This window comes from Rhodococcus sp. K11/5 (assembly GCF_055193735.1).
In genome coordinates this window covers 83438-102391 of sequence record NZ_CM143721.1, presented here as the reverse complement: position 1 = coordinate 102391, position 18954 = coordinate 83438, and the positions used below count along the sequence as shown (strand labels likewise).

The window sequence follows — 18954 nt, the reverse complement described above, 5'->3', positions numbered from 1 at the left end:
ACCGGTCCCGACGGGCGTGACCGCCGACTAGGGTCGTTCCGCGTGGCCCACCTTCAGCTGACCGACGTCGACTACGTCCTTCCCGACGGTCGACAACTGCTCGACGGAGTCGGCTTCCGCATCGGCGACGGCGCGAAGGCCGCGCTGATCGGCCCCAACGGGACCGGAAAGACGACCGTGATGGGCATCGCCGCGGGGGACCTCTCGCCCGAGGAGGGCAACGTCGCCCGGTCCGGGACGCTCGCGGTCATGCGACAGTTCGTCGGGTCCGTGCGGGACGGATCGACGGTCCGAGATCTGCTGCTCTCCGTCTGCGCACCGGAGATCCGCGCCGCGGCACGCGCCCTCGACGAGGCCGAGAACGCGATGATCGAACGCGACGACGAGAAGTCTCAGCTCGATTACGCTGCGGCGCTGTCGGATTGGGGCGACGCCGGTGGTTACGATCTCGAGCCGTTCTGGGACACGGTGACGACGGCGGCCATGGGCGTGGACTTCGATCGCGCCAAGTGGCGGGCCGCGTCGTCGCTCAGCGGCGGCGAGCAGAAGCGACTGGTGCTCGAGGCTCTCTTCGCCGGCAGTGCCGATCTGCTGCTGCTCGACGAGCCCGACAACTACCTGGACGTCCCGGGCAAGCGGTGGCTCGAGGCCACCATCGCGGCGTCGCCCAAGACCGTGCTGTTCATCAGCCACGACCGGGAGCTGCTGGCCAACGCCGCGGACCGCATCGTGACGCTGGAACCGGGAGCCAACGGGGCATCGGCGTGGGTGCACGGCGGTGGATTCGGCACGTACGCCCGGGCCCGCGAGGACCGGAACGCTCGGCTCGACGAACTCCGACGACGCTGGGACGAGGAGCGAGAGAAGTTGCAGGCGTTGGTGTTACGGCTGCGCGAGAAGGCGAAGTTCAACGACGGGGTGGCCGCGAGGTACCACGCCGCCCAGACCCGGTTGGCGAAGTTCGAGGAGGCCGGTCCACCCGAGGCGGTGCCGCTGCGGCAGCAGGTCGGTGTCCGGCTGCACGGTGGCCGCACGGCCAAACGCGCGCTGGTGTGCACGTCGCTCGAACTGATCGGGTTGATGGCGCCGTTCGACACGGAGATCTGGTTCGGTGATCGGGTGGCCGTTCTCGGTGCCAACGGGTCCGGCAAGTCCCACTTCCTGCGTCTCGTCGCCGGCGGGGGCAGTGATCCGGAGGAGGAGCACCGCCCGGTTCTCGAACTCGCGCTCGAACCCGTGCCGCACACCGGCACGGCCGTTCTCGGTGCGCGCGTACGCCCCGGCCTGTTCGCCCAGACCCACACCCGCCCGGACCTCGCGGGACGAACCCTCCTCGACATCCTGCACGTCGGCGACGAGCACCGCAGCGGCATGGGCCGCGAGGGTGCATCGCGCGCGCTCGACCGCTACGGCCTGTCCACCCGCGCGGAACAGCGCTACGACGATCTGTCCGGCGGACAGCAGGCGCGCCTGCAGATCCTGCTGCTCGAACTGTCCGGCGCCACCATGCTCCTGCTCGACGAGCCCACCGACAACCTCGATCTCGACTCGGCCGACTCGCTTCAGGATGCCATCGCCCAGTTCGAGGGCACCGTGATCGCGGTGACCCACGACCGGTGGTTCGCCCGGAGTTTCGATCGCTTCCTGGTGTTCGGATCGGACGGCCGCGTCCAGGAAGCGTCGGAGCCGGTGTGGGACGAGAAACGGGTCGACCGAGTGCGGTGACGCGCTACGTCGGCACCGAACCGACCGGGCGGCGGAGATTGCTCGAGTGTTGTCGCCGCAAGCGCGCTCCGATCCGCCCACACAGGACATAGGGTGCACGACACAGGGGTCCTGTTGGGGGACAGCACAACGAAAGGCACCCGTATGGAGATGTTGGAGCCCGCGTACGGCACCACCTATCTGCTCACCGTCGCCGCCGTCGCGGTCGCGGTTCTGCTCCTCCTCATCATGAAGGTGAAGCTGCACGCCTTCCCGTCGCTCGTGCTGGTCTCGCTGATCACCGCGGTCGCCGCCGGTATCCCCCTCGCCGACGTTCCGGACACGCTGCTCTCCGGCTTCTCGAGCACCCTCGGATCCGTCGCACTGCTCGTCGCGTTCGGCGTCATGCTCGGCCGACTGCTCGAAACCACCGGTGGTGCACAAGTACTCGCGGACACCCTCATCAACCGCTTCGGAGAGAAGCGAGCGCCGCTCGCTCTCGGTGTCGCGGCTCTGATCTTCGGTTTCCCATCTTCTTCGACGCCGGCCTCGTGGTGTTCCTGCCGATCATCTTCAGCGTCGCCCGACGCTTCGGCGGTTCGATCCTGCTCTACGGTCTGCCCACCGCCGGCGCGTTCGCGGCCATGCACGCCATCGTTCCCCCGCACCCCGGCCCCGTCGCCGCGACGGATCTGATGGGCGGTGACATCGGACTGACTCTGGTGGTCGGTCTGCCCATCGCCGTGCTGGGCTGGTTCATCGGCGCGTACCTCGTGGGTACCGCACTCGGGCGGCGGGTCATGGCCAGCGCCGCCGATCTCTTCACCTCCGACAAGGATCCGAACGCGGAACCGGTGGCGCCGCCGAAGTTCGCCACCGTGCTCACCCTGCTGCTGTTCCCGCTGGTGCTGATCTCCCTGAACACCGTGGTTTCCACGCTGCAGACCGCGGGAACCGTCGACGAGGACGCGGCCTGGGCCGACACGATGATCCTGATCGGGCAGACCCCGGTGGCGCTGCTGCTGACCCTGCTGTTGGCCATCGTGTTGCTGTCCCCCGGCCGCTTCACCATCGCCGGTGCCAGCAAGCACATGGACGATGCGCTGGGACCGATCTGCGCGATCATCCTCATCACCGGCGCCGGTGGCATGTTCGGCGGCGTGCTGCGGGCCAGCGGCATCGGCCAGTCGCTCACCGAATCGCTCTCCGGGCTGGGCTTCTCGCTCATCGTGCAGGCCTTCCTGATCGCCACCGCGTTGCGCGTCGCTCAGGGGTCGGCCACCGTCGCTCTCACCACCACCGCCGGCCTCGTGTCGGCGCAGGTGGTCGAGCTGGGGCTCGGCAACTTCGACATCGCGTTGCTGGTGTTCGCCATCGCGGCCGGCGCGACCGTTCTCTCGCACGTCAACGACTCCGGCTTCTGGTTGGTCAGCCGGTTCTTCGGAATGGACGTCAAGACCACGCTCAAGACGTGGACGGTCATGGAGACCACCCTGGGCCTGGCCGTCTTCGCTCTGGCGTCCGTCCTGTGGGTAGTGTTCTGACGTGGGTTATCGACTGGAAGAGCCGCCCCGTCACATCGTCGTGATGGGGGTGTCCGGCACCGGCAAGTCGACCATCGGCCGGGCCCTCGCCGACCGGATGGACTACTACACGTTCGTCGAGGGCGACAGCTATCACCCGGCCGCGAACGTGCAGAAGATGTCGGCCGGTACCCCCCTCACCGACGAGGACCGCAAACCGTGGCTCGAGGCGCTCGCCGACGAGATCCGCCGGCTCGACGCCGCCGGGCAGCGCTCGGTGACCGCGTGTTCGGCGTTGCGGCACGTGTACCGCGACTGGCTCCGCACCGGGTACGACGGTTTGTTCTTCGTCCACCTGCAGTCCGATTTCGACACCTTGCGTGAGCGCATGGAACGTCGACAGCACTTCATGCCGCCCTCGTTGCTGCAGTCGCAGTTCGACACACTCGAGGATCTGGGCCCGGACGAACTCGGTGCCGGGGTCGAGGACGTCCCGGGAGTCGACATCGTGCTTCGTTCTGCCCTCAAGGCCATCGGCGCAACGGACTGACCGTCGGCTCATCCGTCGTATGCACGGCGCCGAATGCTTCGCGAGTGCATCTACTCGGGCTCCGGACCGCGGAGTCCGATCACTGTGCACGAACGGAGTGATACACGTGCCCATCGCAGCAGTCGATTACAACCACGTCCGCCTGACGGTCACCGACATCGAGAAGTCACGCGCCTTCTACGATTCGGTGTTCGGCTTCGACGTCGCCTTCGAACTCCCGCCGAACCCGGACGAGGAGACGAAGCAGGCTCTGTCCTTCCTGTTCGGCGGCGTCATCTACAAGTTCGGCGGCGGCCTCCTCGGCCTGCGGCCGGTGTCCTCCGACGCGTTCCACGAGGACCGCACCGGCCTCGATCACCTCAGCTTCACCGTCGCGAGTCTTCAGGACCTGCACGACGCGGCGAAGGTCCTCGACGACCTCGGCGTCGCGCACGAGGGCGTCAAGGACCTCGGGGACGCCGGCATGGCCATCCTCGAGTTCCGCGACCCGGACAACATCGCCCTCGAGATCGCAGGCCCCAACACGTAGGTCGCACACAGCACGTCACGGACGCCGAACGCCCCGCATCGCAGAGGGATGCGGGGCGTTCGTGTGGGTTCAGCCCCCGGTGTTCTTCCGGGCGTCGCGTTCGGCCCGCGCGGCCAGGCGAGCCTCGACGTCGGCCGCGTCCAGACGGTCCGCCTCCTCGAGCGTCGGGGCACTGCCACCCAGTCGGGCCGGCACCCAGTACTCCCCGGCGGGGTGGTCGTAACCCTTCTGAAGACCGTCGAGCATGGTGCGCATGGTCTCCCGCAGGTGCGCGGTGAGCTCGGCCGGTTCCATCGTCGGCGCGATGGGGGTTCCGACCGCGATCGCGATCGGAGTGTTGGTGCGCCCCAGTCGCTTCGGAAACCCCTTCGTCCACACGCGCTGAGCACCCCAGATCACCACGGGGACGATCGGTACGTCGGCCTCGATGGCCATGCGCGCGGCGCCGGTCTTGAACTCCTTGATCTCGAAGCTCCGACTGATCGTCGCCTCGGGGTACACCCCGACCAACTCACCACGGGACAGCGCGTCGACCGCGGCGCGGTACGACTCGGCTCCCGCGCCGCGTGCGCTGCGATCGACCGGAATGTGCTTGAGCGCCCGCATGATCGGACCCGACTTCGGGTTGTCGAACACGTCCTTCTTCGCCATGAACCGGATGTAGCGCTTGTGCTTGCGCGCGGGCAGTCCGGCGTAGGTGAAGTCGAGGTAGCCGGTGTGGTTGACCGCGATCACCGCGCCCCCGTGCGCCGGAATGTTCTCCGCGCCCGTCACGTCGAACTTCAGGCCCTGGGCCGCGAAGACGGTGCGGGCGATGCCGATGACGGTGCGATAGACAGGTTCCACACGTGCACAGTAGCGGTAGCGCTACCGGGGATCAGCGATCCGCACGACCATCTTGCCGGTGTTCTCCCCACGGAGCATGCCCAGGAAGGCGTCGACGGTGTTCTCGATGCCGTCGACCACGGTCTCGTCGAACGTGACGCGGCCGTCGGCCAGCCAGCCGGACATGTCCCGCACGAAGTCCGGGAAACGGTGCGAGAAGTTGCCGACGGTGAAGCCGCGCATCGTCAGTCCGCGCGTGACCATGTTGGACATGTTGTCCGGGCCCGGTGTCCGCTCGGTGCTGTTGTAGAGCGAGATCGCGCCGCACAGCGCGGCCCGCCCGCCGTCGTTGAAGGAGGACAGGGCGGCCTCGAGGTGATCCCCGCCGACGTTGTCGAAGTACACGTCGATGCCGTCGGGCGCGGCCGTACGCAGCTGCTCGCGCACCGGAGCCTGCTTGTAGTCGAAGGCGGCGTCGAAACCGTAACGGCCGGTGAGCACGTCGACCTTGGCCGCGGATCCCGCCGAGCCGACGACGCGGCCCGCGCCGAGGATCCGAGCGATCTGGCCGACCGCACTGCCCACGGCGCCCGCGGCGCCGGAGACGAACACGGTGTCGCCCTCCTTCATCTGTGCGACGTCCTGCAGCCCGACGTAGGCCGTCAGGGCCGTCATGCCCAGGATGCCGAGGTAGGCGGAGGATTCGATGCCGTCGAGTTCCTGCACCACGCGGAAGCCCGCGGCGTCCTCCTGCACCACGTCGCGCCAGCCGTACTGGTGCACGACGACGTCGCCGACGGCGTGCGCGTCGGAGCGGCTCTCGACGACGCGGCCGACGGCTCCGCCGGTCATGGTCTCGTTCAACTGGAAGGGCGGGACGTAGGACTCGACGTCGTTCATCCGGCCGCGCATGTACGGGTCGACCGAGAGGAACTCGTTCACGACGCGAACCTGGCCCGCGCCGAGTTCGGGCAGATCGACGGTCACCGAACGGAAGTTCTCGGCCGTCGGCCACCCCGTGGGCCGGGAGACCAGTTGGATCTGCGTGCTCTTCATCGTGTGCGACTCCTTTGTGGATCGATCGGTTCATTACTCTTGTTCACGACTATACTGGACCGAACGATTCACGACGAGAGGAGGCGGACGATGGGTCGACGTCAGGCGTACGACACCTCCGCGGCGGTCGCATCGGCACGGGACGTGTTCTGGGACCGCGGATACGACGGTGCGTCCCTCCCCGACCTCGAGCGCGCCACGGGCCTGAGCCGATCGAGCCTCTACCACGCCTTCTCCAGCAAGAGAGGCCTGTTCGACGCGGCCGTCCAGGACTACCTCGACACCGTCGTCGCACCCCGGCTGGCCGTGCTGACCGGCGACGACGGGATCGACGCGTACTTCGCCGCGCTCGCCGCCGACCTCCCGGCGAACGGCCGTGCAGCACGGCGCGGCTGCCTTCTGGTGAACACGGCCGCCGGGGCCGCGGCGCACGACGACGCCCTCGCCGCCGTGGTCAACGAGTACCGCCGCACGCTGACCGACACCATGCGCGACTCACTGGTCGCACGCGGCGTCGACGACGCGGAGAATCGGGCCCGCGTGCTCGTCACCATGAGCGTCGGCGCGCTGCTGCAGGCCCGCGTGGACCGCTCCGAGGCCCTGGCGATCATCGAGTCCGCGCGGGCGCTGGCCGCGTCGTGGCCGAGTGGCACCGCGTCAGCTCGCGGGCGGGTCGCCGACGGCGCGGTCCCGCGCGATCACCGCCGGGATCAGCAGTAGCGTCGCCACCGCCAGCCCCGCGGTGGCCACGACGGGCGTGGGCCCCCACGCGAACCAGGCGATCAGAACCAGCGCACCGAGCTCGGCCACGAATCCCGATACCGACATCACGGTCGCTCGCGACGAGCCGGTGATCGAGTCCTGCAGCGTCGCCTCGGCCACCACCGCCAGATTCCACAGCACGCCCAGGGCCACCGACAGTGCGGCGAACGCGGCGACGACGCCGACGAACGGCACGACTCCCATCGCGACGGCCGCGACGAGAAGGGCCGTCGACGCCGTCCGCGTCGACATTCCCACGGTGCGGCCGGCCAGCGCAGCACCGACCATCTGTCCGACGGCGGGAAGAACCAGCAGCAACGGCACCTGCACCACGGTCGCCCCCAGATCGTCGGCGACCAGCGGGGTGTACTCGTCGACCGCGAGGACCCCGGCCAGAGCCGCGACGACGATCACCGCTCGCACCACCGGCCGGGACCGAGCGGCTTCGGCGACCCCCGCGGTCAGGATCGCCCGATAGCTCGCCGCCTCCTCCTCCTCCGCGTCCTCCGTTCGGGGCGGGTCCGGAAACCCTGCGGCCAGAACGGCCTGCACGACGGCCGTACCCACGCTGAACCAGCCGAGGGGCTCGATCGACCCGCCGGTGATCACCAGCATCGGGGCGGCGACGCCGTACGCGAGGAGCGTCGTCAGCATCGAGGCCGACTCCGCGAACCCCATCACGCGGGCGTACGACGACGCTCGACCCTCGCGAGCCAACTCGTCGTACATCAGGGCCTGGAACGTTCCCGACTGCAGGGCCGTGCTCAGACCCCACAGCACGAATCCGGCCGCGAACCCCCAGTAGGTGGGCGCGACGATCCAGACGGTGAACGCGGCCCCGGTGAGCACCGCGGCGATCACCAGCAGCAGTCGGCGCGACACCGCGTCCGCCACCGCGCCGGACGGAATCTCCACCACGAAGGTCACGACGGACCAGATCGCCAACAACGACGAGATCTGCGCGACGGACAGTCCGCTCTCACGGAAGAACAGCACGTAGACCGCGTAGAGCGGCATGAACTCACCCGCCGCCGAGTAGGCGACCGCGCGGGCGTCGAGGGGCGGAATGCGTCGTCAAGACATGCCGTGGATGCTACGACGTCGGACGCGGTGGCGCCAGGAAAAATGAGTACCGTCGAACGGGTGGACATCGATCGCTGGCGCAGCCGACTACCCGTGAAACGAGCGTCCGACGGCGAGATCGTGGGCTGGACCGTCTCCGACCGAGCCCTCGACGACGGGGAGCTGGTCGACGCGGTGAACCCCGTCGGTCACGTCGTCGCGGCCGACGTCACCCTGGACGAGGCCGTCGACATCCTCGAAGCTCGTGGGCTCGCGTCGCTGTCCGTGCCGTACTGGGCGCTCGCGCCGTTGCCGATCGTCAGTGAGCAGAAACTGGACCGGCCGGCTTCCGACTGGCGCTGGCGACGCATGACGATGACCCAACTCGACGACACGCGGGTGTGGATTCGGCCGGCATACCCCGCCTACGCGGAGCGCATGGTGGAGATCGCACTGGCCCTTCCGGCGGACGACGTGCTCGTGAGAGAGCCACCCACGACGGACGAGTAGTCGGCGATACCCGCCGCGCGCCGCAGTTCCTCCCATGCCTCGATCAGATGGACGCGGTACCGATCGGAGTCCGGGAACAGGTTCGGATCACACGTGACGTTGATCGTGGCGGTGTCGGCCAGCGTGTCGACGACGTGCGCGAGACCCAGGAACGCCTCCAGGGTGACCACGGCGAACCCGGACGTGCCGCGGGCGTTGCCGAGTTTCCAGTCGCCGGGCCCCATGAACACGTTGGACACGCTGGTCTGCAACGGGAAGGCCTGGTTCGCGTTCTGAACTCGCTTCAGAACCTGCAGAACCCCGCGGAACACGAACCCCGGCACCGTGGCCAGAACGGTGCCGATCCGGCGGTTTCCCACACTGGTGCCGGCCTTGATGGAGCGAAATCGGCTCCGAAACCGGGCCGCTCTCCCGGTTACCGTCCGAAAGGTCCGATTCAGGCCGGGGGCGCCAACACGTCCGTCCCCACGAACGGCACCAACGCCTCGGGGATCCGCACGCTGCCGTCGGGCTGCTGGTGATTCTCGAGGATGGCGGAGATCCAGCGCGTCGTCGCCAGAGTTCCGTTCAGCGTCGCGGCGGTCTGCGGCTTGCCGGACTCGTCGCGGTACCGCACGTTCAACCGTCGGGCCTGGAAGGTGGTGCAGTTCGAGGTGGAGGTGAGTTCGCGGTACGTGTTCTGGGTGGGCAGCCACGCTTCGCAGTCGAACTTGCGCGCGGCCGAGGACCCCAGGTCGCCGCCCGCGGTGTCGATCACCCGGTACGGGACCTCGATCGCGGCGAGCATCTCCTTCTCCCAGCCCAGCAGGCGCTGATGCTCGGCGTCGGCGTCCTCCGGTCGGCAGTAGACGAACATCTCGACCTTGTCGAACTGGTGGACTCGGATGATCCCTCGGGTGTCCTTGCCGTAGCTGCCGGCCTCGCGGCGGAAGCACGTGGACCAGCCCGCGTACCGCTTCGGGCCGTCGTTGAGCTCCAGGATCTCGCCCGAATGGTAGCCCGCGAGTGGGACTTCCGACGTTCCGACGAGGTACAGATCGTCGTCGTCCAGGTGGTAGATCTCGGCCGCGTGCGCACCGAGGAAACCGGTTCCCGCCATGATCTCCGGCCGCACGAGCACCGGCGGGATGACCATGGTGAAGCCGTTCTTCACGGCCTTCTGCGCAGCCATCTGCAGCAACCCCAGCTGCAGGAGAGCGCCGTGACCGGTGAGGAAGTAGAAGCGGGCGCCGGAGACCTTCGCACCGCGTTCCATGTCGATGATCCCGAGCGCCTCGCCGAGTTCCAGATGATCCTTGGGATCGGCGATGTCGGGGATCTCGCCCACGGTCTCGAGGGTGACGAAGTCCTGCTCTCCGCCCGCGGGCGCCCCGTCCTGAACCAGGTTGGAGATGGCGCGGTGGGCGACGTCGAGATCGGCGTCGGCGGCACTCTGGCCCGCCTCCGCCTCCTTGACGCGGGCGGCCAACTCGGAGGCACCCGCGAGGAGAGCCTGTCGCTCGTCCGGAGCGGCCTTGCCTACCTTCTTGCCCAACGCCTTCTGCTCGGCGCGGAGGTTGTCCGCGGCGAGCACCGCGGCGCGGCGACGCGAGTCGGCCTCGATCAACGCGTCGACCAGGGCCGGATCCTCACCCCTGGTGCGCTGCGACTGGCGGACGGCGTCGGGATCTTCGCGGACGAATCTGAGGTCGATCACGGGAAGTCACCCTACTGCGGTGACCGAGTCCGGATCCACGCCGCTACGCGCCGAGGATGCCGAGATAGTCCTCGCGGCCGAACATTCGCGCCGCGTCGACGGCCGTGGGGTGACCGCCGAGAGGATTCGCCCCGGCCTCCACGAGCGCTCGCACCACCTCGTCCTCGCCCTTGAACACGGCGCCGGCGATGGGGGTCTGACCCTTGTCGTTGACCTTGTCCACGTCGGCGCCCCGGCGGACCAGCGCCGTCACCGCCTCGGCGTGCCCGTGATAGGCCGCGAGCATCACCAGGGTGTCGCCGGAATCGTTGGCCAGATCGACGGGGACGCCCGCGTCGACGTACGCCCCCAGCGAATCCGCGTCACCGGCACGAGCCATCGCGAACAGACGGGTGGCCAACTCCTGGACGTCCGCCTCGGCAGAATCGGTCCCGGCCGACGGTGCCGGTCCGTCGTCGTGCGGCTGGGGACTCGTCGGACCACTCATACCCACAGAACTTACCGGCAGGCATGATGGTGGGGATGTCCGAGAAGCCCGACGATCCGACCCCGAGCACGCCCGACGCGGACGTGCCCCCGGCGGATGCCGAGAATCCCGCACCCGACGCGTCCCCGACGGTCGACGACACCCTCGCCGCCACCGACTCGGCCGAGAGCACGGGCACCGGCGAAGACGACGCCACGAACACCTCCGCCGCGCCGGCGGACGGGCCCGACGACGCCCCCACGACCGAATCCGCCCGCCGCACCGTCCAGGCGTCGCGAGCACGCAAGCTGCTCGCTCTGGTCGCGATCGGAGCGATCGGTGCCGCCGGGGTCACGATCGCGGTGTCCGGCGGATTCGACCGTGCGGAGAAGGTCGCCGCACCGTCGTCGTCCTCGGCACCGGTGGCGGCGTCGGCCGTCGGCTCGTTCGACGGGGCGGGCGCAGGCGACTGTCTGCAGTGGACCCCGACGGACGATCCGGACACCGACCGACAGGACCTCGCCGTGGTGCCCTGCGCGGAACCGCACCGCTTCGAGGTCGCGGAACCGGTGGACCTGTCGCTGTATCCGACGGCGGAGTTCGGCGTCGCCGCGGCCTATCCCGATTCCGCTCGGTTCACCGCGCTGCGCGACGAGCACTGCGAGACCGCGGTGCAGGACTACACCGGCGGGAGGTTCGATCCCACGGGCAGGTACTCGATCGGCCTCATGTTCCCCAGCCAGGCCGGATGGGCCGCGGGCGAGCGCACCATCCGCTGCGGCATCCAACAGACCGGCGCCACCAGCGCTCTCCAGCTCATGACGGGCGGTGTCGCCGACCAGGACCAGTCGATGATCTGGGAGACCGGATCGTGTGTCGGCGTCGACGCCGGCGTTCCCACCGACCCCGTCGACTGCGCCGCTCCCCACGCGTTCGAGGTGGTCTCCGTCGTCGACCTCGCCGCCCAGTTCCCGGGCGGCCTCCCGTCGGTCGAGGACCAGGACGCTTTCCTGGAACCGACCTGCACGCAGGCGGCCGACGCGTATCTCGGCAGTCCCGACGCGTTGCGCAACCAGACGTTGACCCTCTTCTGGGACAACGTCGACGCGTCGAGCTGGCTCGCGGGCAGCAAGCGGGTGAGCTGCTCCATCGGCAAGGAGGTCGAGGCCGGCGGCTTCGCCTCCATCGTCGGCAGTGCTCGCGGGGAGATCACCATCGACGGTGCACCGCCCGTTCCGCCGCCCGCGATTCCCGACGGCCGAAGCCTCCCGACTCCGCTGCCCGGTGCCGCGCCGATTCCCGGGAACTGACGTGTCGGTCTCGATGTCGGAGTCCGAGTTCGACGCCGCGGTCGGTGACGCGCTCGACTCCTTGCCGGACGAGTTGGCGAACTTCATGAACAACGTCGTGGTCCTCGTGGAGGACCGGCATCCGACCGAGGACATCCTGGGGCTGTACGAGGGCGTCGCCCTCACGGAGCGGTTCGAGTACAGCGGCCACCTGCCGGACGTCATCACCATCTATCGGCTCCCGATCCTCGACATGGCCGCCGACGAGGACGACGCTCGCCACGAGATCGCCGTGACGGTCGCGCACGAGATCGGCCACCACTTCGGTATCGACGACGATCGTCTGCACGAACTCGGCTTCGGCTGAATCCGTCCCCCCGAATTCGTCCCGCGCGGGCGGAACCGTTTCCGAGGCCCGTGCGTCTTTGCTCTCCGAAGGACATCGGACGTAGGGGGACGCCAGTGATCGGACACGTGTTCGTCGAGCCGGACGCTCTGCTCGCCGCCGCCGCAGATCTCGACGCCGTCGCCGTGCGCCTGGCCGACGCCGTCGGGGCCGCGACGGCCGCGACGGGTCCGCCGCCCGCCGGCGGTGACGAGGTGTCCCTGCTGGCCGCGCGGTACTTCTGGACGGCGGCCCGGTCCCTCGATCCGGCCGCCGCGGCGGCGATCGGCGAGCTGCACGAGACCGCGGCGGCGTTGCGTGCCCAGGCCGCCGCGTACACCGACGTGGACCGTGCTCTCGGGGGCGCGTTGGCGGGATCGGCATGACCGCGGGACCCACCGGCGTGTTCTGGCTGCCTCGCACGGCCACCGTCAACTCCGCTGCTCTCGCCGCCGGGGCCGGAGCGGCTCCCCTGGTCGCGGCGGCGAGTGCCTGGTCGACGGTGTCCGCGGCGTACACCGACGTCGCCGTGACGCTCGCACGCGCCACAGCGGAACTGTCCGCCACGTGGAGCGGGGACACCGCCGCCGTCGCCACCGATCGGTTGGGCGGTCTCGCCGCGTGGTCACACGGTGTCGCCGGCCTCGCCGGAACCGTCGCCGCGAAGGCGTCGGCCCAGGCCACCGCGTACACCACCGCCGTCGCCGTCATGCCGACGCTGGTGGAGATCGCCGCCGTGAAGACGTCGAAGACCGCGGCATACGCGACGGGTGGGGCCGCGGTCGGTGCCGCGCAGGCGGCCGAGGCAGCGGACACCGCACTCGATGTTCGCGCGGCCCTCGTCATGGAGGCGTACGAGAGCGCCACGTCGATTCTCGCCGTCACCGATACCGTCGCCGCACCGCCCGCGGTCACCGTCACGGCGGTCACCGGTCCGGACGGTCACCCCACCCCGGTGCGTGGTCACGCCGACCGCGACGTGGACGCCGATCCGTCGGCGCCGGCCGAGAACACCGTCCACCCCCTCGATCCGATTCGGTTGTCGGACAGTGCACTACGCGATCCGGCGGCTGTCCCCGACCATCCCGCGGCCACCCGAGCGGCGTCTGCCGCCGTCCAGGCCGTCACCCAGGTCCCGTCGACGCTGTCCTCCGTGATCGGCGGCGGCACGAGCGGGCAGGTCGGCTCGAACTCCGGCGGTGTCGGTTCCGGTTCTTTCGGCTCCGGTGGGTTCGGTTTCCTCGGCGCCGGTGGTGGGGGTGGTGCCGGTGGGGGTGGGGGTGGGGGTGGGGGTGGTGCCGCCCGAACGGGTTCCGCCGCAGCCGGTATGGGCATACCGGGCAACGGCGTGCAGGGCGTCGATACCCGAACGCACTCGCCCTCGCCGTGGAGCGCCGCCACCGCGGCCCCGTCCGGCGGCTCGTCCGATCATCGGAGTACGACCATCGGGACGACCGGGGACTCCGCCCACTCCACTCGCGCGAACGTCGGCCCCATGCCGTTGTCGCACAGCCGAACCGAGGACGACGCCGTGACGGCTCGCGTCTCCGGACACCTCGTGCGCTTCGACGACGGTGTCCCCGTGGTGCCCTCGGTGATCGGCGCACCCGACCGGGCGCCGTGACCTCCGGGGTCGGGACACCCGTACCGCTGACTGCATCACCGGTCATCGGTGCACCGATGACCCCACCGATCCATCTGACGGTGGACGATCTGACGTGTCTGCTCCCGGGCCCGGACTTCGCTCAACTGCCTCCGGTACTGGCGCTGCGACCGTCGGTGGACACGGTCGAACGCCTCATCCGCCTGCGCGCCGCCACGGCGTCGTCCCGGCACGCGCGCGGACTGACCGATGCGCACGACCGGCCCACGCCGGGCGTCGCCGACCTTCTGGCGACACTGACCCGTCCGGGCGGAACGCTCGACGTCCGCGCCGTCGAGCACGCTGCGCTGCAGCATGTCTCGGATCGGTGGTGCGTCCGGCTCACCGATCGCGGGTACGCCGTCCGGGCGCGGATCGACCGAGACGGTCTCGATCTCGCACCGCTCGGGGGTGACGTCGCGGCCATCGTGGTTCGGGATCTCGGATCGGTGAGCCCGAGCCGGGCGGAATCGACCCGCTGTCCCGTCGACGACGTGGAGTCGGTACTCGGGCCGTGCCGCCGGCACGTCGAGGTGGTGGGCACCGCTCACCGGGACGGAGTCGGCACACGGCCCGCACCACCGTTCGCGCTCTACGACACCGCCGAGGGCCGCGTGATCGCCCGCACCACCTCTGCGGCCGACGGCTCTCGCTGGGCGACCCTGTCTCCCGCCACCACACCGCGAATTCTCGCGTCGGTGCGGACGCTGCTCCAGGCCACGAGCGCGGCCCGTCCGTCCGATCCCGAACTCACCCGACGTCTCCTGGGCCGAAGCTGACCCATCCGAACTGCCGGCCCATCCGAACTGCTGGCCCATTCGTACTGCTAGCCCATCGGGTCGTCGGGGCCCTTCGTGCCGGAGGAGACGAGCGGTGGGGTGTGCCGACCCCAGCGCACGCAGTCCCACCGGTCCGGTCCGTGCGGCACGAGTTCGACGGTCCCGGTGTTGTCGAGGTGATTCTCCGTCGCGAACACCGGGTCGATGTCGGCCAGCACCGTCGCCACCAGTCGGATCGCGGCTCCGTGTCCCACGAGGTACACCCTCGATCCCGAATCGTCGAGGTACGTCCGACGGACGTCGTCGAGGACCGGAACCCAGCGATCCAGAACTTCGCGACCGGATTCTCCCCCGGGCGTACGACTGTCGAGATCACCGACGAGCCACCGGTGGTACACCGCCTGGAACTCCTCGTGGGCATCGGCGTCGGTGCGGTCCTCGAGGTCACCCACGTGCGTTTCCTGGAGCCCGTTCCACACGTCGAGGGCGACACCGGTCGCATCGGCGATGTACGTCGCGGTCTGGCGAGCGCGCAGCGCGACCGAGCTGATGACGGCCGCGGGGCGCCCGGACACGGTCTCGGCGAACGTCCGGGCCTGCTCGTGGCCGGTGTCCGTCAAGGCTGCTCCGGGCGGCAGCGTGTCCAGACGACGAGCCGCGTTCGAATGAGTCTGGCCGTGGCGCACCATGATCAGCGTGCCGGTCACGTCTCGTCCCGGCCGCGGCGAATTGCGTCGAGCCAGGCGGCGGCCTCGGCGTCGGCTCCGGTGGGGCGCGTCGGCGCCGCGGTGGTCGACCGCCAGGATCCGAGGAAACGCACGTCCGTCTTCTCGTGCAGCGCCTGCAGCGCCTCGGCGACTCCGGTGTCGTCGATGTGTCCGACGCAGTCGATGTAGAAGCGGTAGGTCCCGAAATGTGTTCGCATCGGCCGTGATTCGATGAACGTGAGGTCGATGTCCCGCATACTGAACTCGGTCAGCGCAGCCGTGAGGGTGCCGGGCCGATTGACCGGGGTCAGCACGACGGCGGTGCGGTCGGTGCCGGTCCGGGCGGGCGGCGGGCACGGCCGGGTGACGAGCACGAAGCGCGTGCGCGCGTTCTCCACGTCCGCCACATCCGCGGCGAGGACGTCGAGGCCGAACCGCCGACCCGCCAGCTCCGTCGACACGGCCGCGTCGGCCAGACCGGCCGAGATATCCTCGGCCGCAGCGGCATTGGACGCCGCGAACTCCACACGCGCGTCGGGCACGGTCCGGTCGAGCCACTGCTGCACCTGGGCCGCGGCGTGCGGATACGCCCGCACCGTGCGCACGGCGTCGAGAGTGGTGCCGGGTCGACCGACGATGGTGAAGGAGACGTCGAGTTCGGTCTCGGCGACGATCTGCAGGCGCTCGCCACCCGCCAACGCGTCGAGGGTCGGGGGGACCGAGCCGTGGACGGAGTTCTCGATGGGAACCACCGCGCCGTCGACGTCGCCGGACCGCACCAGGTCCAGGGACGCGGGCGGGCTGGACGCGCTGACGCGCTCGACGACGGCGTCCGCGAAGGCGCCGCCGGATTCGAGTTTCGCGAGGGCCATTTCCGTGAAGGTTCCCGAAGGACCGAAGTAGGCGATGCGCACGGTCACGACGTTACGCGTGCCGGGGTCGCCCGCGCCCGAGTCGCTCGGGACGGGTTCACGAGCCACCGGCCCCGCGAATCCGGTCCTCGAGTTCGGCGGCGACGGCCGCCGCGTCCGGGACGTCGACGCCGAGCAGCACCTCGCGGGTCGCGGCCGCGGCGTCCGGATGCAGTCCGAGCAGTGCGACGAGGTCGGGGGCCCGAAGCGCGCGCCGAATGTCGTCCCCTCGCAGGGCCGCGACGGTACCGGCGACGACGGCGAGAACCTCGGTCGCGTCCGCGGCGCGGGCGAGGAATCCCGTTCGGCGTGCGTGACGACCGCGAGGAAGTCCGCGACCCGATCCCGCGCCGAGGTGTCGACACCCGAGACATCGACACCCGAGACATCGAGACCGGAGAGGTCCAGACCGCAGTGCCGGCCTGCGCGATCGACGGTGCCGACGATCTCCACCACATCGCCGTCGCCGCAGAACACGGTCAGGGGCGCGGGGAGATGGAGCCCGACGGCCTCGGCGAGGTCGTCGGCGTTCGCCGTCACGGTGTACATCGCCCCGACGGGCATTCCGGGCGTGGGCTCGACGTCGAGTCGGACGACGAGACCGGAGGCGTCGGTGTCGGCGGCGATCGCGCCGAGCGGCACGCAGACGCGGCCGATCAGCTCGGACGACGAGGCGGGCGCGTCCGCCGGGTCGTCGCATCGCGCGATCAGCAGACCGGTGAACAGAGCGCGAGGATCGCGGCGGGGTCGCACGCCCAAGGTGAGCATCGTGGGCACGAACGCCGACTCTAGTGCGTCGAGCCCTTGCGAACCGAGCTCCGGGCTGCTTAGCTCAGGCTTACCTAATAAGCGCATCGTCGTCGCTGCGCACGGCTCGGACGTATCAGGAGCAACCATGACCGCCGCCGTCACCACCACCCCCTCGACCGCCGAACGCGTCCGCAGCGTCTGCCTGCGCACCGAGCACGCGATGCTCGCCACTCAGGGCAGCGCGCCGGTCGCCACCACCGTGCACTTCCTGCGCGCGCCCGGCGAGGTCGTCATGGTGGTGCCCTCGGACAGCACCGTGGGCGCCCTCGCGTGGCAGGTCGGACGCGGCGGCCTGCCCGCCGTCCTCGAACTCACCGACCATGCGCCCGTCGAACTGCGGGAATCCGTTCGGTCGCTCGTCTGGCTCAGCGGTGAACTGCGGCGCGTCCCCGAGGACACCGAGCGCGCCGTCGCGGCCGCCGTCGCGGCGCAGTACCCGCACGCCGGCCTGCTCGATGTGGGGCACACCGGAACGCTGATGCGCCTGATCCTCGACTCGGCCGTGGTCGCCGACGCCACGGGAGCCGAGCCCGTGCCGATCGACGAACTGATGTCGGCCGAACCGGACCCGTTCTGGGAGGTCGAGACCGGTTGGCTGCAACACCTCGACAGCGACCACTCCGAACTCGTCGCCCAGATCGCCCGACGCCTGCCTCCGTCGCTTCGACGCGGCCGGCCGCGCCCACTGGGCATCGACCGGCTCGGCATCCGGCTTCGCGTCGAAGGACCGGACGGTGACCACGACGTCCGCGTTCCGTTCCCGGCTCCCGTCGGCGACGTCACCCAGCTGAGTCGGGCGCTGCGCGTGCTCGGCGGCTGCCCTTTTCTCAACGGACTGCGCGCTCGCGAGGCCTGAGCGGACCCGCTCCTGCGTCGCCGATCTTCCCGGGCCCGAGTTCGTGGACGGGCACAATCGATCACGTGTCCGACGATCACCGCCCCGCCGCAGACCCTGCGAAGCCGACCGAATCCCCGACCGCGATTCGCGTCGAGATCGTCGTCGTTCTCCTCGTCACCTTCGGTCTCAGCGGGCTCTCCAGCATCCTGTCGCTCGTCGAATCGAGCCTGGAACAGGGATCGCTGTCGGAGCAGACGGTCGCGATCAACGTCTCGCAATCGCAACTCGGCGTCGTCGACTTCCTTCGCCAGCTCCTCGGCGTACTACGCCTCGTCGCGTGGGGCGCGCTGGGCCTGTACCTGTTGTGGCGCAGCGGGATCGGGCCTCGCGCCATCGGTTTCGCGCGCCCGAGGCTGCGCCCGCACGTGCTGCACGGCCTCGTCCTCGCGGCCGTCATCGGTATCCCGGGCCTGCTGTTCTACCTGGTGGCCGTCGAGCTCGATCTCAACGTCACCGTTCTGCCCAGCACCGTGAACGACGCGTGGTGGCGGCCGATCACTCTCACCCTGTCCGCGATCGCCAATTCCGTCGCCGAGGAAGTGCTGGTGGTCGCCTATCTGATGGCGCGGTTGCGGGCGCTCGGGTGGAGCGACAACCGATCGCTGCTGGCGTCGGCCCTGCTCCGCGGGAGCTATCACCTGTACCAGGGCTTCGGCGCCGGGCTGGGCAACGTGGTGATGGGGCTGATCTTCGGTCGGTACTACCAGCGCACCTCGCGGCTGTGGCCGCTGGTCATCGCCCACGCCGTCATCGACATCGTCGCGTTCGTCGGATTCTCCGTACTGCGCGGTCGGGTGTCGTGGCTGCCCGGCTGAGTGCGCGCACTCGACGTCCCCGGCCGGATACAGTC

Annotated in this window: 20 protein-coding genes and 1 pseudogene; 13 read left to right on the top strand and 8 right to left on the bottom strand. The window is 69.8% G+C overall.

Translation table 11 applies throughout. The features are described from left to right. Positions 1-42: 42 nt before the first annotated feature. The 4 genes and pseudogenes from ACY466_RS00485 (at position 43) to ACY466_RS00470 (ending at position 4306) form a co-directional block, all read left to right on the top strand. The gene (locus ACY466_RS00485) at positions 43-1725 is read left to right on the top strand and encodes an ABC-F family ATP-binding cassette domain-containing protein (RefSeq protein WP_463248852.1); all 1683 of its coding nucleotides are present in this window, start codon (positions 43-45) and stop codon (positions 1723-1725) included. Positions 1726-1869: 144 nt separating this feature from the next. Beyond that, positions 1870-3248, top strand: a pseudogene (locus ACY466_RS00480) (GntP family permease). Position 3249: 1 nt separating this feature from the next. Further along, a complete protein-coding gene (locus tag ACY466_RS00475) occupies positions 3250-3777 on the top strand; it encodes a gluconokinase (RefSeq protein WP_463248849.1) in 528 nt (175 codons plus the stop codon). A gap of 106 nt (positions 3778-3883) precedes the next feature. Next, positions 3884-4306, top strand: a complete 423-nt coding sequence (locus tag ACY466_RS00470; protein ID WP_463248845.1) for a VOC family protein — start codon at positions 3884-3886, stop codon at positions 4304-4306. 69 nt (positions 4307-4375) lie between these two features. On the opposite strand, the gene ACY466_RS00465 is transcribed toward ACY466_RS00470, so the two are convergent. Further along, complete coding sequence (locus ACY466_RS00465; RefSeq protein WP_463248843.1) at positions 4376-5152, bottom strand: lysophospholipid acyltransferase family protein; 777 nt, start codon at positions 5150-5152, stop codon at positions 4376-4378. Between the two features lie 21 nt (positions 5153-5173). Beyond that, complete coding sequence (locus ACY466_RS00460) at positions 5174-6187, bottom strand: NADP-dependent oxidoreductase (RefSeq protein WP_463248840.1); 1014 nt, start codon at positions 6185-6187, stop codon at positions 5174-5176. Positions 6188-6277: 90 nt separating this feature from the next. Between ACY466_RS00460 and ACY466_RS00455 the strand changes: the two genes are divergently transcribed. Continuing rightward, positions 6278-6907 carry a TetR/AcrR family transcriptional regulator gene (locus tag ACY466_RS00455; protein ID WP_463248838.1) on the top strand — a complete coding sequence of 210 codons (630 nt, stop codon included), beginning with the start codon at positions 6278-6280 and terminating at the stop codon, positions 6905-6907. On the opposite strand, the gene ACY466_RS00450 is transcribed toward ACY466_RS00455, so the two are convergent. Continuing rightward, positions 6845-8017 carry an MFS transporter gene (locus tag ACY466_RS00450; RefSeq protein ID WP_463252396.1) on the bottom strand — a complete coding sequence of 391 codons (1173 nt, stop codon included), beginning with the start codon at positions 8015-8017 and terminating at the stop codon, positions 6845-6847. The genes ACY466_RS00455 and ACY466_RS00450 overlap by 63 nt on opposite strands. Before the next feature lie 57 nt (positions 8018-8074). On the opposite strand from ACY466_RS00450, the gene ACY466_RS00445 reads away from it, so the two are divergent. Next, on the top strand, positions 8075-8521 hold the full coding sequence (locus tag ACY466_RS00445; RefSeq protein ID WP_463248836.1) for a hypothetical protein: 447 nt from the start codon (positions 8075-8077) through the stop codon (positions 8519-8521). Here ACY466_RS00445 and ACY466_RS00440 read toward each other — a convergent pair. From ACY466_RS00440 to ACY466_RS00430, 3 genes are all read right to left on the bottom strand, one after another. Next, positions 8437-8880 (bottom strand): WS/DGAT domain-containing protein, encoded by a 444-nt coding sequence (locus ACY466_RS00440; RefSeq protein ID WP_463248833.1) that lies wholly within the window; start codon positions 8878-8880, stop codon positions 8437-8439. The two genes, ACY466_RS00445 and ACY466_RS00440, sit on opposite strands and share 85 nt — an antisense overlap. A 77-nt stretch (positions 8881-8957) precedes the next feature. Further along, positions 8958-10217 carry a serine--tRNA ligase gene (gene serS / locus ACY466_RS00435; protein ID WP_463248831.1) on the bottom strand — a complete coding sequence of 420 codons (1260 nt, stop codon included), beginning with the start codon at positions 10215-10217 and terminating at the stop codon, positions 8958-8960. Positions 10218-10260: 43 nt separating this feature from the next. Then, the gene (locus ACY466_RS00430) at positions 10261-10704 is read right to left on the bottom strand and encodes an ankyrin repeat domain-containing protein (protein ID WP_463248829.1); all 444 of its coding nucleotides are present in this window, start codon (positions 10702-10704) and stop codon (positions 10261-10263) included. A gap of 35 nt (positions 10705-10739) precedes the next feature. On the opposite strand from ACY466_RS00430, the gene ACY466_RS00425 reads away from it, so the two are divergent. The 5 genes from ACY466_RS00425 (at position 10740) to ACY466_RS00405 (ending at position 14778) form a co-directional block, all read left to right on the top strand. Further along, positions 10740-11993: a septum formation family protein gene (locus ACY466_RS00425; protein WP_463248826.1), complete on the top strand. Its 1254-nt coding sequence runs from the start codon at positions 10740-10742 to the stop codon at positions 11991-11993. Positions 11994-12006: 13 nt separating this feature from the next. Then, complete coding sequence (locus ACY466_RS00420) at positions 12007-12339, top strand: metallopeptidase family protein (RefSeq protein WP_463252395.1); 333 nt, start codon at positions 12007-12009, stop codon at positions 12337-12339. Positions 12340-12434: 95 nt separating this feature from the next. After that, a complete protein-coding gene (locus ACY466_RS00415; RefSeq protein ID WP_463248824.1) occupies positions 12435-12743 on the top strand; it encodes a PE domain-containing protein in 309 nt (102 codons plus the stop codon). After that, positions 12740-13981, top strand: a complete 1242-nt coding sequence (locus ACY466_RS00410; RefSeq protein WP_463248821.1) for a PPE domain-containing protein — start codon at positions 12740-12742, stop codon at positions 13979-13981. The genes ACY466_RS00415 and ACY466_RS00410 overlap by 4 nt, the downstream gene beginning before the upstream one ends. Positions 13982-14037: 56 nt before the next feature. Further along, positions 14038-14778, top strand: a complete 741-nt coding sequence (locus tag ACY466_RS00405) for an ESX secretion-associated protein EspG (RefSeq protein ID WP_463248818.1) — start codon at positions 14038-14040, stop codon at positions 14776-14778. A gap of 47 nt (positions 14779-14825) precedes the next feature. Here the strand turns inward: ACY466_RS00405 and ACY466_RS00400 are convergent, their stop codons facing one another. Then, positions 14826-15485 carry a histidine phosphatase family protein gene (locus ACY466_RS00400; RefSeq protein WP_463248816.1) on the bottom strand — a complete coding sequence of 220 codons (660 nt, stop codon included), beginning with the start codon at positions 15483-15485 and terminating at the stop codon, positions 14826-14828. Next, the gene (pheA, locus tag ACY466_RS00395) at positions 15482-16399 is read right to left on the bottom strand and encodes a prephenate dehydratase (protein ID WP_463252394.1); all 918 of its coding nucleotides are present in this window, start codon (positions 16397-16399) and stop codon (positions 15482-15484) included. The genes ACY466_RS00400 and pheA overlap by 4 nt, the downstream gene beginning before the upstream one ends. Before the next feature lie 892 nt (positions 16400-17291). Between pheA and ACY466_RS00390 the strand changes: the two genes are divergently transcribed. Both ACY466_RS00390 and ACY466_RS00385 read left to right on the top strand, forming a co-directional pair. Continuing rightward, on the top strand, positions 17292-18062 hold the full coding sequence (locus tag ACY466_RS00390; RefSeq protein WP_463248813.1) for a DUF2470 domain-containing protein: 771 nt from the start codon (positions 17292-17294) through the stop codon (positions 18060-18062). Between the two features lie 56 nt (positions 18063-18118). Beyond that, on the top strand, positions 18119-18919 hold the full coding sequence (locus tag ACY466_RS00385; RefSeq protein ID WP_463252393.1) for a CPBP family intramembrane glutamic endopeptidase: 801 nt from the start codon (positions 18119-18121) through the stop codon (positions 18917-18919). Positions 18920-18954: the final 35 nt, after the last annotated feature.

Excerpts from the sequence above, each read along its gene's own strand:
- ACY466_RS00460 (WP_463248840.1), bottom strand. The coding sequence starts at position 6,187 with ATGAAGAGCACGCAGATCCAACTGGTCTCCCGGCCCACGGGGTGGCCG.
- ACY466_RS00455 (WP_463248838.1), top strand. The coding sequence starts at position 6,278 with ATGGGTCGACGTCAGGCGTACGACACCTCCGCGGCGGTCGCATCGGCA.
- ACY466_RS00445 (WP_463248836.1), top strand. The coding sequence starts at position 8,075 with ATGAGTACCGTCGAACGGGTGGACATCGATCGCTGGCGCAGCCGACTA.
- ACY466_RS00430 (WP_463248829.1), bottom strand. The coding sequence starts at position 10,704 with ATGAGTGGTCCGACGAGTCCCCAGCCGCACGACGACGGACCGGCACCG.
- ACY466_RS00425 (WP_463248826.1), top strand. The coding sequence starts at position 10,740 with ATGTCCGAGAAGCCCGACGATCCGACCCCGAGCACGCCCGACGCGGAC.
- ACY466_RS00420 (WP_463252395.1), top strand. The coding sequence starts at position 12,007 with ATGTCGGAGTCCGAGTTCGACGCCGCGGTCGGTGACGCGCTCGACTCC.
- ACY466_RS00410 (WP_463248821.1), top strand. The coding sequence starts at position 12,740 with ATGACCGCGGGACCCACCGGCGTGTTCTGGCTGCCTCGCACGGCCACC.
- ACY466_RS00405 (WP_463248818.1), top strand. The coding sequence starts at position 14,038 with ATGACCCCACCGATCCATCTGACGGTGGACGATCTGACGTGTCTGCTC.
- ACY466_RS00390 (WP_463248813.1), top strand. The coding sequence starts at position 17,292 with ATGACCGCCGCCGTCACCACCACCCCCTCGACCGCCGAACGCGTCCGC.